We start from the raw sequence: 13,159 nt of genomic DNA, 5'->3' as shown, positions 1-13,159 counted from the left end.
TTTTGTCACGATTGGGTATACCGGGGTCGGGTCTGTGACAGGACGAGACGTACGGGTAGCTGGCGTTGCGTGCCTGATGCCCAATTGCTGGCCGCACAGGATCTGCGGCTCGACGTCAACGTTCTGGACTACGCGATCCTCGCGCTGTACTTCCTCGTGGTCCTGGGAATCGGCTTCGCCGCGAAACGGGCCGTACGGACGAGTCTGGACTTCTTCCTCTCGGGCCGCGCACTTCCCGCCTGGATCACCGGCCTGGCCTTCATGTCCGCCAACCTCGGCGCCACCGAGGTCCTCGGCATGGCGGCGAACGGCGCGCAGTACGGCGCGATGACCCTGCACTATTACTGGATCGGCGCGGTCCCCGCCATGGTGTTCCTCGGCGTCGTGATGATGCCGTTCTACTACCGGTCCAAGGTGCACAGCGTCCCGGACTTCATGCGCCGCCGCTTCAACGGGGCGACCCAGCTGCTCAACGCCGGGACCTTCGCCGTCGCGCAGATCCTCATCGCCGGGATCAACCTGTACGCGCTGGCGCTGATCATGGACGCCATGCTCGGCTGGCCGCTGTGGCTGTCCATTCTCGTGTCGGCCGCGATCGTGCTGGCATACATCACGCTCGGCGGCCTGTCCTCGGCGATCTACAACGAGGTCATGCAGTTCTTCGTGATCGTCGCCGGGCTCGTGCCGGTGGTGATCATCGGCCTGACCAGGGTAGGCGGCTTCTCCGGCCTCGGCGAGAAGGTCAAGCAGAGCGTGCTCGGCGAGGGCGGGCTGCACACCTGGGCGCACACCGCCGGCACCGGCAACCCGCTCAACGCCAACTGGATCGGCCTGGTCTTCGGCCTCGGCTTCGTGCTGTCCTTCGGCTACTGGACCACGAACTTCGCCGAGGTGCAGCGCGCGCTGTCGGCACGCAACACCAACGCCGCCCGGCTGACCCCGATCGTCGCGGCCTACCCGAAGCTCGTGATCCCGATCGTCACCGTGATCCCCGGTCTCGTCGCGGTCGTGCTGTTCGGCGACCTCGGCAAGGACGGCGGGCCGACGTACAACGAGGCGATCCCGCTGCTCATGAACGAGTTCCTGCCCAACGGCGTGCTCGGCGTCGCGGTGACCGGCCTGCTCGCGTCGTTCATGGCCGGCATGGCCGCCAACATCAGCGGCTTCAACACGGTCTTCACCCAGGACATCTGGAAGGCGCACATCAACGGCGACCACCCCGACGAGTGGTACGTGCGGCTCGGCCGCATCGCCACCGTGGTCGGCGTCGTCGCCGGAATCGGCACGGCGTTCATCGCCGCCGGGTTCGGCAACATCATGAACTACCTGCAGTCGCTGTTCTCGTTCTTCAACGCCCCGCTGTTCGCGACGTTCATCATCGGCCTGTTCTGGCGCCGGATGACCGCCTGGGCGGGCTTCTGGGGCCTCCTGAGCGGCACCGTGTGCGCCTTCGCCTCGTACATCCTCTACAAGGCGGGCGTGTTCGACTTCGGCACCGAGCTGAACGCGAGCTTCTGGGGCGCCGGCATCGCCTTCGTGGTCGACGCGATCGTCTCCGTCGTGGTCACGCTCGCCACCACCCCCAAGCCGGAGAGCGAGCTGCGCGGGCTCGTCTACGGCCTGAGCGACGCGTCCGTCTCCGACGACGCGCTGGCGGGAGACGCCGCCTGGTATCGCTCCCCCGTGATCCTCGGCGCCGGGGCGGTGGTCCTCGCCGCGGCGTTCTACCTGCCCTTCCTGTAGGAGGTTCGCATGGCCGCCCCGCAACGACTCTTCGACATCCGCCGCGTGATCGGTGGCCTGTTCCTGGTGTACGGACTGATCCTCATGGTCACCGGGCTGTTCGACAGCGCCCAGGAGATCCAGAAGGCGGAGGGCATCCGCATCAACCTGTGGACGGGCATCGCGATGCTCGTCGTCGGCGGCGCGTTCCTGCTCTGGGAGCGCCTGCGCCCGTCCGACGCCCCCTCCCCCTCCGACGAAGAGGAGTGAACCGGCTGTTCCCGGCCGCGGTCGCGTTCTCCGCGCTACCGCGGCCTTTTCATTCCGGCGATTCGGCGGACGCCGGGCGACGGCACCGGGGCATCCGCCGGGTGGGGTCCTGCTGCCGCCCCACGGCCCACGCCGCGTTGGATGTGTCAGTGCGGTCGTGCGTTCTGTCCGCGGGCGGTCCCGGGGGCGGGGGCCTCGTTAGCCGTCGCCTTCGTGATCAGGGCGGGCGGGAGCAGCACCGCCGGGATCGAAACCGTCGTCCCGTTGGACACGACGGCCGTGCCGTACACGGTCCTGCCGGCCGCGACCTCGACCGCCAGCCTGGCGGCGGCCGACGCCTGGGCCGCGACGTCGGTGCGGACCGTCGCGGTCTGCGTGCCGTCCCTGACACGCCCCAGCGCCGCGGGCCGCCCGCCATGCCCGATCAGCGGCACCCCGGCCATTCCCGCCCGCGCCATCTCGGCCGCGACGGCCTCCGCCACCGCGTCGCTCGCGCAGCACACGCCCCCCACCTTCGTGGCCCCGCCGATCGCGGCGACGGCCGCCGCCACCTCGCGCACGGCCTCGTCGGGCCGCGTGAGGTCCCGTTCCCAGCCGATCTTCACCCGGCCGTCGAGCACGGCGTGCAGGGCCCGCTTCACCGTCGCGGCGTACGGATCCGTGGCGGGGCCGTTGAGGAGCAGCACCGGCCCCGCGACCTTCATGGCGCCGAGCAGGGCCAGCGCCTGCTCCCGCCCGACGCGCGCCGGGTCCGTCGCCACGTAGGCGTCCACCGGCCCGTTCGCCAGCCGGTCGTACGCGACGACCTTCGCCCCGGACAGCTTGGCCCTGGCCACCCAGGGGGCGACGGTCCCGGGATCCACCGCGCCGAGGACCAGCACCCGCACGCCGTCGGCCAGCATCCGGCCGATCTGCCGCCCCTGCCTGGCCCGGTCGCCCGCGGCGTTCGCGTACTGGACATGGCAGCGCGGGCAGAGGGACGCCAGGGCCCGCGTGAACAGAGGCCGGTCGGGTCCCTCGCCGGGGAGCAGCAGGCCGACGGTGAAGCCCTCCCGCACGTCGCCGACCGCTCCGAGTTCCGCTCCTGGCTGCCGCCCGCCCTGCCCGCAGGCGGGAAGGGACATCAGGAGAAGCACGCAGACGCCCGCCAGTCGTCTCCCCACGGGGCACCCCCGATTCGTTGCGGAGCCACGTTTCGCAGAGCCGCCTTCTGGAGCGATGTCGTCTCAACAGTCACATACCCGGACATACGCCCCACAACTCTCGCCACGGCAGCTGTACCCCAGCACGGACGATCACGGCAGGGGTGATCGGGCGGGGATTACGCCCACGGCCGAAGGCCGCCGCTCGCCTCCGCGCACAGATCCCCTCACCCGCTAAGTTGTGAGAGACTCCACCATTGCGGGGCGGTAGCTCAGCCGGTCAGAGCATCGGACTCATAATCCGTGGGTCGTGGGTTCAAGTCCCACCCGCCCTACCACGTACGACCAGCCATCCGCGGCCTCACCTGCGGTTTCGTGGTTGATCACGCTTGTCCGGACATGCAGCCGACAGCCGCCGGAAGCAGCCGCATGCCACCGGTCGCGGAACATACGCGGAATGCCCGCGGCGCCGTTTCCCCAGGTGAGCCACGCGATTTCGGTGCCCTGCGCAACAATTCCGCGCCCGTACGCCGAAGGACCCCGAGAGATCTCCCGGGCCGACAGTGCGCCGCCGACCCAGCGACAGAACTGCACCTCGACGGCGACTGAGGCCCTCATCCCGTGAGGGCTTCCAGAATGCGGCGGTTGGCCATCTCCCGTTGCCCCTCGATGCACTTGGCGTAGACCCTGAGCATCACGTCGACGCCATGTCCGGCCCGCTCCGCGGCTTCCGGCGCGTGGACCCCCGCGTTGAGCCAAAAGCGACACAGCCGCGTGACCCAGGTCGTACGGTCGGGCCGCCAGGGGCGAGGCGACCACCTCCGGAGGGAACGCATAGCCGCGCGCCTCCTTCCAGACCTTCGAGACGGTCGAGCCGGAGAACGCCTTGCCGCTCGCGGTCCGGAACAGCCGACCGTCCTCGGTCACGCCGTGTGCCTTGATATGATCGCGCAGGATCGCCACCAGCTCAGGCGGAATGGGAACCGGCCGCGTCTCCTCCTTCTCCCGGTGCTTCAGGCCGCGCTCGTCGTGCGTCTCCCCCGAGTCGGTATAGCGCTTGCTGCTCTCCGGCCGGGTCCTGGCCAAGGTGAGCAGGCCCCAACCCTTCTCGGGGAGGTAGCAGTCCTTCTCACGGAGGCCGGCGGCCTCACCCGGGCGCAGGCCGCCGAAGTACATCGCGGCGAACATCGCCATCATCATCGGACCGCGCGATCGGCCAACGTGGGTGACGGCGGTCAGCAGTTGATGGAACACGGCCCGCTTGCGCCGGTACGTCGAAGTGGGCGCCGCCTTACCGTCGAGGAGCAGCGCCAAGGCTTGCAGGGCCGTCCGCGCGCGCTTCGCCCCCTCCAATGCCGGCAGGGGAAGCGAGGCCGCTTCCAACCAGCGCAGGGCCGCCGCGACCTCCTGTGTGAGAGCCGGTCGCCGTTCCACCGGCAGGAACGCGAAGTGCCGCAGGGCTCGGCGAAGGACCTCGTCGTCAGGACGGCCGGGATGCTCCTTGGTGAGCACGAGCGTGACGCTCGTCAGCGCATCCGTCATGCCCTCGCGGGCTCGCCCCGTTTTCGCAGGAGACGACGTCCAATCCGATGTCATTGACAGCCACTTCGTCCCCTTCGTGTTGATATGGGCGAATCGAAGGATTACGAAGTGGCCGTCTCTTGTCCCGTGGATCTCTCCCGCCCCACCACTACGGGAAGATCACCCCTACACACTCCCGTGGACGGCCAACCTAGCCCCCGTCTCATTCGCCCGTCCCTGGCCGAGATCCGCCGGGTCCTGGCCCGGCTCTTCCTTCCCGCCGCATGCCTGGTCGAGCACGTCCTGACCTGGTCGAACTTCCGTAGACAGCACCAAGCGCGAGCGCTGATCAGCCATCACCGACGGCGAGGAGACCCACCGCCGGTCGATCTACGAATGTAGTACCAGTAGGTGGGTCAGTTCATATTCCGGGTCGGCCGCGACGTTGACGAGGCGCTGCTCGAAATCCGTCAGGGGGTGCTGGGTGAGATTCACTTGAACTCTTCAGTCGACGCCAATGCACACGCTACCCTCGATCAGCGCGACTAATGCGATGTCCGGCTCAGCAAATAGCCCACCCATGGTGATACACACGCCCCCGACAACCGTCAGGCGCTCACCTTCAATTGGTGGACACGCTGCTTGGACAAACCCATGACACGAGCCGTGTCCGGCTCCGACCAGTGGCTCGTCAGTACTCTCGCGGCCTTGACCGCGAGTTCCGCGGCGCGCTTGGCATGCGTTTCGGCTAGTTCCTTCTCGCGGCTGTATTCCGCCACCACCCCCGCCACCTCCTCGGGAAGATCGAAGACGAACTCCACCGCGGGAGTCTCCTCGGGCCATGCCCAGGCGTGAATCTCCGCCAAGTCGCGCTCTAGTTGGGACAAGGAGCTTGCCACACCGACTCCGTCAACCTCACCGGTAGGGCAGCGCGACACCCACCGTCGGTTCTCGTAGGTGACGACATACGTAATCGTCTTGCTCATCGGCTCATCCTTTCTACGACCGCCTCCAGTCGCTTCACGGCTTCACGAAAGAGCTCAGGATCGCGATCCGGGTCGGCAGGAATCATGACGGGAACCGAGATGACGCCATCCCTGATCACACGCAGCGCACACATGTCGCCCTTGAGGTGGTACAGCCAATCAGCTGTGGCACCTGCGGCCGCCACGATCGTTGCCACCTCGGCGAGCTACCGCACGTGCGGGGGAAGGATCTCGGTCACAACGAGGATCCTACTATGCTAGGAAGCTTCTTCCTAGCGTAGTAGGAGATGCCCTCCTAGCATGGGATCTTCCCTGGTCGCAATCGACCGGGATCGCTGGCTTCGCCCGAACGGCTCGGCCATACCCTGGCGCCTCCACTGATGCAGGAGGTTCCGCATGCCGCAGCTCGCCTTCGCCAACAGTTTCTGGGAGAGTTTTGCGACGATCGCCGAGATGGCCTTGCCAGCCGGGCCCGGGCGCCATGCCGACCTCCTATGTGGACGACATGGTCCGGGGTCCACCTGACCGACCAGGCGCCAACCTCGGTGCGCCGGCGAGTCACCCGTGAGGAACGCGGCAGGCGCGGACGCGGACGCGCCGGCCGCGCTCAGGGATCTGTTCCAGCGGGTCAGTCGCCGTGTAGACCGTCCGGATCGCAATAGTCGATCTTGTCCGTCGGAGTGAAGGTGGAGACGATGATCTCGCGCTTGAACGGCCCGCCCTTCGGCACGTCCTCGGCCGACACCTCGAACGTGAACTGCTGCATCGCGCGCAGCCTCCGGCCCGCGATGACCACCGGCCGCCGGACAAGGTAGATCGCGGCGAACGGGCAGCAGTAGAAACTTCCGTACGGCTCACCGCTCGAATCGGTCGCGAAGGTGACCGCGCCCTGCTGGAGGGCGGCGTCGATCTCGGCCTGGATCCGCAAGGTCTCGGCGGGGTCCGGGTCGTAGTCCCACATCTCCTTGATGGCCTGGCGCGCTCGCGGGTCGGCCTGCCAGTTGCTGCGCCTCTGCGGGTCGGTCAAGCACCACGGGTCGAAGTTGCGCGCGTCGACCACGGCCAGGTTGGCGGGCGGCACGGCCTGCCGTGCGTCCGGGCCCCGGTAGCCGGCGATCAGCTGAGGCATCGCGATCAGCTGGCCCAGGTGGTAGTAGATGTCCAGCGCGCGCTGCAGACGCTGCTCGATCGCCTCGTGCATGCGCGGGGCCGGGTCGGTGTCCAGCAGGCCCTCCGCGTAGTCAGCGGCCGTGGCCGCTTCCGCGGCGAGCTGGCGCAGCCGCTCCAGATCGGCTCTGTGCTGGTCGGCGTCGGCCACAGTCTGCTCGAACGCCCCCAGAGCGACTTCGGCGTGCTGGCGGATCGCGCGCGAGGCGGCGAGCATGCCGTGCAGGTGCGGCAGCGGGCAGGGGCTCGCCTCGGCCCACTCGGGCAGGTCGGCCGGGAGCAGTATCTCCTTCTCCACCAGGTAGCGGGAGTTGCCTGCGGCCTGGCGTGCCCGCGACACCCAACCCTCGACCTGTGCGAAGCAGGCGCCGACCTGAAGGCTCGTGACCTGCGGAACGTATCCGACGGTGCGCGGATCCGCCGCGTAGTCGGCGTCCAGCAGGTGCTCCCCGATCGCCTGCAGGACGAACGCGTTCCACGTGCACAGCAGCTGGCCGGCCGCCGCCTGCGGGCCGTGCCACAGGTTGACTCCCTCGGCGGCCAACTTGCTACGCAGGGCCTCCGTCTGCTGCAACTCGGTGTAGACGAACCCGCCCGCGCGCCGGTAGGCCTCGAGTTCCTCGGCCGAGACCTCCCCCTTGAAGGCCGCGGCCATCCGCGTGATTAACGACATCTACGCCTCTCCCCGTCTGGTCAGCTGATCAAAAGCGTACGTTCTGGACACGCAACCTGTGAGGAAACAGCCGACCCCACCGGCGCGCCGCCTTCTGATGGCTCGGATGTACGTGACACGCGTGAAATAAACCGCCACAGTTTGGCACGTCAGCAGGGACAAGGACAGACGGAATCATGGAAACTGGTATGACGAGACACAGGGTGGCATTCATTATTCAGATCATGACCCGTCCGGAAATCCGACTCCGACAGCTTCAACCCGCCGACATCGAGGCCGTTCACTCCTGGGCCGGCCTCCCCGAGGTCTGCCGGTACCAGGCATGGGGACCTAACTCCCTTCCGCAAACGCGCGCCTTCGTGGAAGAAGCCACAGCCGCATGGCATGGAGAACCACAGACACGTTTCACCTACGCAGCTCTCCTGCACGACGAGGTCATAGGAATGGGCGAGTTCCACATCCGCAACGTCACGCACGCCCAGGGAGAGATTCAGTACGTCACCCATCCCCGCCTGTGGGGCAATGGCCTGGGCACGCCATCGGCCGGCAACTACTGCACATCGGTTTCCACCAACTCGGCATGCACCGCGTCTACGCCACCTGCGACCCCCGAAACACCGCCTCCGCGGCCGTCCTGAACAAACTCGGGATGACGTATGAAGGCCGCCTCCGCCACACCATGAAGCTGCGCGACGGCTGGCGAGACTCCGCCATATTCAGCATCCTTGCCACCGAATGGAGGACCGACACAAGCAACTGACGCCCAACGCCTTCGGCGGGGGCACTCCGACTCCGGGATGATCAGACCGGCGAACTTCGACGGGGTCTATGGACCCTCGTCCTTTTTCCACGGGCTGACGCCGAGTTTCCCGGTGGTGCCGAGATCGAGCTCCGGCGTCACCATCACAGGTCGAGCACCGGCCTCGGCGTTCACCCTGACGTACGGCAGGTTCACGGGAGTGCCGACAGTGACGGTGTTGCGCCACATCAGGCCGGCGGACGCGCTCTGGCCCGGCTTCAGGGTCACCGGCTGGGGCGGGTCGTCGAAGCCGGTCACGGTGGATATGCCGCCACCGCCCTGCATGACCTCGACACTGGTGACGGGCTTTCTGTCCTCGTCGAGGAGCTGGAGCTGCGGGTAGCCGTTGATGTGGTAGACGCGGCTTGAGCAGTTCTCCAGATGGAGTCCCACGACGCGGAGCCCCATGGCGGCGTCACCGTTGCCCAATGTGACGCGGATACCGGAAGGCGGGCAGGGACCTGCCGGGGCGGGCGCCTCGTCCGCCGGGACTCTTCTGACCTTGGCGATTCGCACACCCACCGTGGGGGACGTCTGCGGAGGAAGCTCGCCCAAGGCGACCGTGCGCTTCACCGTCTGACCGGGCTTGACCCCTGGAACCGTCTGTTCCGTACCTGCCAGCACCTCTCCGGAGTGGGACACGAACGCGAAGGTGACGGTGTACGTGAAGGGTTCGGTTTCGTGGTTGGTGACCCGAAACTCGGCGGAGAACGGGGAGAGGTCGCAGTTGCGGGACCGTCCGCCCAGGCCGGTTATCTTGACGCCGTCCTTCTCCAGATCCTCGGAGCCGCCAGGAAATATCGAAGTGCCGGACGTGGGTGGCGTACCGGTGGACGGGGCACCGCATGAGGGGTCACCGCGCCGGTATGCCGAGTCGGGTCCCTGGGTCTGCTGCCAGCCGTCGCTCCCTGCGGCGACCCTCTCCGATCCGCAGGCCGAGAGGAGCAGGACGCCGGCGAGAACGGCGGGAAGGCTGAGGGGAGTGGTACGCATCCGACCGTGACGCATAGCAAACCTTAATCCGCCGATTGGCCGTCTCGCGTTGCCCGGGCGGCGACCGGACGCCCACGGTGGTGATGGCGTGGCTTCGGGTACCCGCGTGATCAACTACCAGGCGCAGTCGGGGCCGGATCACGCACCATGAACACGTCCACCTCGTCCTCGGTCTCGACCGTGAACCCGTGCCGCTCGTACAGCCGCCGGGCGGGACTGCCCTGCAGTACGTTCAGCCGGATCAGGGCGCCTTCTCGGTCACACCGTTCCAGCAGCCTGCCCAGCACGGCGGAGCCGATGCCGCCACCCTGCAGGTCCGGGGCCAGGTAGAAGTGCTCCAACCAATAGGCGCCGTCGGCCGGCCGCAGCGCCACGCAGCCGGCCAGGACACCGCTCACCTCGATCGTCCAGGTGTGCGCCGGTGTGAAGCCGGCCCGGAGCCGCTGCCGTACGCGCTGCTCGTCGTACCGGCCGAGCCGCTCGAGATCCGCTTTGAGCACCACGGCCCGCAACTCGGCCACCGCCTCGACGTCCGCCATCGAGGCCGGCCGAAGACTCCAGTCCAGCATGATCCCGATGTTATCGAGCCGGGCTCCGCCGACCTGGGAAGTCTTCTCGCAGGCGCCGGCCCCGGGGCTGCGGGCGTCGGCGTACGAGGGTGGCCGGCGGCCAGACCGGCCAAGGCGCCTTGGGACTGCCTGAGACCAGCGCACGGCGCCGAAATCGCCGAGCTATTCACCCCGCTCCGCGGAGGCCACCTGGCGCGGCCTTCCCGATGAGGCCTGTGCGAGCAGCCCGTCGACGAGGGCCCGTAGTCCCTGGGGGTAGGTGTCCTGCGCCGACAGCGTTCGCCATCGATCGCCGAGGGCGACCAGGCGTGGCATCCGCGACTTGTCGAGGCCGCTGAAGAGAGGGTCGCGGTCGGTGGGTCCCCCCGCGTCCGCCGGTTGGTGAGCGGAGTGGGCGCGAACGAGGATCTCGCCGACCGTGTAGTACCAGATGTGGCGGAAGACGTGCACGGCCTGGTCGGGTGTGCACCCGTGGTCGATGGCTCCGGCCACGATGGTTTCGACCATCCACACTGATTCGCCGAGCCGGCCGATGAACCCGTCGGCCGTGAGGACCTCCGCGGCCCACGGCCAGGCCGCGAGGGCGTCGTGGATCAGAGTGGCGGTCGCGATGATGCGGTCCCGCGGTTCGCCGGGCAGGTCGGGTTGCGGGACCTGGTCCGCGTATTCGGTGATCAGCAGAAGCAGCAGGTCCTCTTTGTCCCGCACATGGTGATACAGGGTCATCGTCCCGATGCCGAGCTCCGCGGCCAGCCGACGGATGCTCAGCTTCTCCCAGCCGTCCCGGCCGATGAGCCGACGAGCCGCGTCCAGGATCTGCGCCCGGGAGGTCACCGGGGGACGGCCGGTGCGGCCGTGCGGGGCATTGCGTCGGGACACCGTCCCATCATTCCGTCCGGCCACTCCCTTCCGCCAACCGGGGCTTCGGCCGTCGACACCGGACCGGTTCCGATGTACTTTCAGTACATGTACGAAAAGCGCACGAGAACCGGCCAGAGGGCGGAGGAACGGTGACAGACACGAGATCAGCAAGCGGACAACCGGTCGTTCGTACGGCCGCCCGGCCAGGGCTCACCCTTGCCGCGGTGGCCGTGGTGCAGTTCATGGTGTCGGTGGACCTGTCGGTCGTGAACCTCGGACTCCCGCGGATCGCTGCCGGCCTCGGCTTCAGCGCAGTGGGCCTCACGTGGGTGATCCATGCCTACGCCCTCACCTTCGGCGGGCTGCTCCTGCTGGGCGGCAAGATCGCCGACCGCTACGGCCACAAGCGGGTCCTGCTGCTCGGGCTCGCCGTCTTCGGCCTCGCCTCCCTCGCCGGCGGCTTCGCGCAGGAGCCCGGCCATCTGGTGGCCGGCCGCGCCCTGCAGGGCATCGGGGCCGCCGCGCTGTCTCCGGCCGCGCTGGCGCTGCTGACCGTCACGTTCCCCTCCGGCAGGGCCCGTGTCCGGGCCTATGGCATCTGGAGCGCGGTGAACGCCGCCGGCGGCGCCCTCGGCGTCCTGATCGGCGGTGTGCTCACCCAGTACGCGGGCTGGCGCTGGGTGATGTTCGTCAGCGTCCCGATGGCCGCCATCGCGCTGGCCCTGGCCTGGCGGGGCGTCACCGGCGCTCCGCCCAGGGCTCCCGGCGGCCGCCCGGACGTGCTGGGCGGCATCCTGGCCACGGCGGGGATGTCCCTGCTCGTGTTCGGCGTCGTCCGCACCGACCAGTACGCGTGGACCTCGCCGGTCACCCTGACGACCCTGGTGATCGCCGTCGCACTGCTGGCCGCGTTCGTCTACGTCGAGCGGACCACCACCCGCGATCCGCTGATCCGGCTCGGCCTGCTGACCAACCGCTCGGTCGCCGGCGCCAACTCCTACAACCTCCTCCTCGGCGCCGCCATGGCGTCATCCTTCTACTTCGCGTCCCTCTACCTCCAGCAAGTGCTCAAGGCCAGTCCGACCATGGCCGGGATCCAGCTGCTGCCCTTCGCGATCGGTGTGGTCGCCGGCGCCGCGGCCGCCATCAAACTCGGCTACCGTCTCCCGCTCCGCACCCTGCTGATCATCGGCGGGCTGGTGACCGCGACCGGGTTCGCCTGGTTCGGCCTGATCAGTGCCGACGGCTCTTTCCTCACCGACGTCCTGGGCCCGTCGCTCGTCACCAGCGTCGGTTTCGGGCTCTGCCTCGGACCGGTCGTCTCCGCCGCCACCGTGGGTGTCGCGCCGAGCGAGACGGGCACCGCCTCCGGCCTGCTCTCCAGCTCACGCCAGATCGGCGCATCACTCGGACTGGCCGCTCTCGGCACGGCCGCCCACGCGCGCACCGGCCAGAGCACCACGATCGAGAGCCTCACCGAGGGATACGCGCTCGGCATAACACTCGGCGCCGTACTCCTGGTCGGTGCAGCCCTCATCGCCTTCGCCGTCCTGCCGCGTACGAGCACGGCGACACCGGCGGAGCACGGCAGCCACGACTTGGTCCCCGAACCGGAATAAGCGGCCATGCCGCGCGATCTCGCGGTTGCCGCGCCGCGGTCCATACGACCCCGTTCGGCCACCGCGAGCAGCGGCGTCAGAATGGAGCGCGCGCGTCCCGCTTCCTCGACGGCGGTCACGACAACCTCGAGAACCCGCGCGGTTTCGGTCAGCGACTCACCGTAATAACCCGGAAGGGGCCGGAGACGGGACTCCGGCCGAGGATGTGCGATCACAACCAATGTGCCTCAATGATGTGGAAGGAATCCAGGCACCCACGTAAAGGAATTGTCGGCACGGAGAAACGGACCGACAACACCTCCGATTGAATTTGTTTTCTGTTGCGAAAAGCGGTTGTTTGCGCATTGCTGGGTGACGGGGCCTTTTGTTACCTCTAGCGTGAGAATCAGGGTCTGGATCCAAGGTTCGATGGATCGATTCGCGCTTCGTGCGTCCGGGTGTTCCCCGGCGACGGTCACGGAGTCGACGGAGTGATACTCATGCTCAAGGAAGCACTGGCTGCTGGCGCGATCATGGCGTCGGCCCTCATCGTCCCGGTGACGATGCAGACGCAACCGGTCAATGCGGCCGGCAGCACCGCGCAGGTCATGCAGAACCCGACACAGCCCTGCCCCGGAGGCAGGTGCCGTGGCCGTGAGCGCCAACGGACGTACGGCCACTACGGTCGCGAACGTGGCCGCGAACGGGGCCGATTCGAGGAACGTGGCCGTGAACGCGGACGCGAGCGCGGGCGCATGGAAGAACGCGGACGCGAGCGCGGACGGTTCGAGGAACGCGGGCGCATGGAAGAACGCGGACGTGAACGCGGACGGTTCGAGGAACGCGGACGCGAGCGCG

11 protein-coding genes, 1 tRNA gene and 1 pseudogene are annotated in these 13,159 nt (G+C 68.2%); 5 read left to right on the top strand and 8 right to left on the bottom strand.

Going from position 1 to position 13,159, the window contains the following annotated elements; translation table 11 throughout:
• Positions 1-69 precede the first annotated feature (69 nt).
• Entirely contained in the window at positions 70-1,743 is a 1,674-nt protein-coding gene (locus tag FH610_RS28270) for a sodium:solute symporter family protein (protein WP_240809241.1), read from the top strand.
• Positions 1,744-1,752: 9 nt separating this feature from the next.
• Positions 1,753-1,992 carry a hypothetical protein gene (locus FH610_RS28265; RefSeq protein WP_139578072.1) on the top strand — a complete coding sequence of 80 codons (240 nt, stop codon included), beginning with the start codon at positions 1,753-1,755 and terminating at the stop codon, positions 1,990-1,992.
• Between the two features lie 146 nt (positions 1,993-2,138).
• Here FH610_RS28265 and FH610_RS28260 read toward each other — a convergent pair whose 3' ends face one another.
• A complete protein-coding gene (locus FH610_RS28260; RefSeq protein WP_139578071.1) occupies positions 2,139-3,155 on the bottom strand; it encodes a substrate-binding domain-containing protein in 1,017 nt (338 codons plus the stop codon).
• Between the two features lie 240 nt (positions 3,156-3,395).
• Here FH610_RS28260 and FH610_RS28255 point away from each other — a divergent pair.
• Positions 3,396-3,472 (top strand) — tRNA-Ile (locus tag FH610_RS28255).
• A 1,791-nt stretch (positions 3,473-5,263) separates the two neighbouring features.
• Here the strand turns inward: FH610_RS28255 and FH610_RS28245 are convergent.
• The 3 genes from FH610_RS28245 to FH610_RS28235 all read right to left on the bottom strand — a co-directional run bounded on the left by FH610_RS28245 (position 5,264) and on the right by FH610_RS28235 (position 7,481).
• Positions 5,264-5,641, bottom strand: a complete 378-nt coding sequence (locus FH610_RS28245) for a hypothetical protein (RefSeq protein WP_139578070.1) — start codon at positions 5,639-5,641, stop codon at positions 5,264-5,266.
• Complete coding sequence (locus tag FH610_RS28240; RefSeq protein ID WP_139578069.1) at positions 5,638-5,838, bottom strand: hypothetical protein; 201 nt, start codon at positions 5,836-5,838, stop codon at positions 5,638-5,640. Before FH610_RS28240 ends, FH610_RS28245 begins: the two co-directional genes overlap by 4 nt.
• Positions 5,839-6,269: 431 nt before the next feature.
• Complete coding sequence (locus FH610_RS28235; RefSeq protein ID WP_139578068.1) at positions 6,270-7,481, bottom strand: hypothetical protein; 1,212 nt, start codon at positions 7,479-7,481, stop codon at positions 6,270-6,272.
• 176 nt (positions 7,482-7,657) lie between these two features.
• Between FH610_RS28235 and FH610_RS45705 the strand changes: the two are divergent.
• Positions 7,658-8,241: pseudogene (locus FH610_RS45705) on the top strand (GNAT family N-acetyltransferase).
• A gap of 66 nt (positions 8,242-8,307) precedes the next feature.
• Here FH610_RS45705 and FH610_RS28225 read toward each other — a convergent pair.
• From FH610_RS28225 to FH610_RS28215, 3 genes are all read right to left on the bottom strand, one after another.
• Positions 8,308-9,273 carry a DUF4232 domain-containing protein gene (locus FH610_RS28225; RefSeq protein WP_139578067.1) on the bottom strand — a complete coding sequence of 322 codons (966 nt, stop codon included), beginning with the start codon at positions 9,271-9,273 and terminating at the stop codon, positions 8,308-8,310.
• 110 nt (positions 9,274-9,383) lie between these two features.
• Positions 9,384-9,842 (bottom strand): GNAT family N-acetyltransferase, encoded by a 459-nt coding sequence (locus FH610_RS28220; protein ID WP_139578066.1) that lies wholly within the window; start codon positions 9,840-9,842, stop codon positions 9,384-9,386.
• Positions 9,843-10,004: 162 nt separating this feature from the next.
• On the bottom strand, positions 10,005-10,721 hold the full coding sequence (locus FH610_RS28215; protein ID WP_205826134.1) for a TetR/AcrR family transcriptional regulator: 717 nt from the start codon (positions 10,719-10,721) through the stop codon (positions 10,005-10,007).
• Positions 10,722-10,927: 206 nt separating this feature from the next.
• Here FH610_RS28215 and FH610_RS28210 point away from each other — a divergent pair, with 206 nt between their 5' ends.
• Positions 10,928-12,322 carry an MFS transporter gene (locus tag FH610_RS28210; protein WP_240809240.1) on the top strand — a complete coding sequence of 465 codons (1,395 nt, stop codon included), beginning with the start codon at positions 10,928-10,930 and terminating at the stop codon, positions 12,320-12,322.
• Positions 12,323-12,549: 227 nt separating this feature from the next.
• Here FH610_RS28210 and FH610_RS42985 read toward each other — a convergent pair.
• On the bottom strand, positions 12,550-13,159 hold a 610-nt coding region (locus tag FH610_RS42985), incomplete at its 5' end, for a hypothetical protein (protein ID WP_205826133.1).

The organism is Microbispora catharanthi, assembly GCF_006334915.2.
GTDB classification, from domain to species: Bacteria; Actinomycetota; Actinomycetes; order Streptosporangiales; family Streptosporangiaceae; genus Microbispora; species Microbispora catharanthi.
This window is presented reverse-complemented; position numbering and strand designations above follow the sequence as displayed.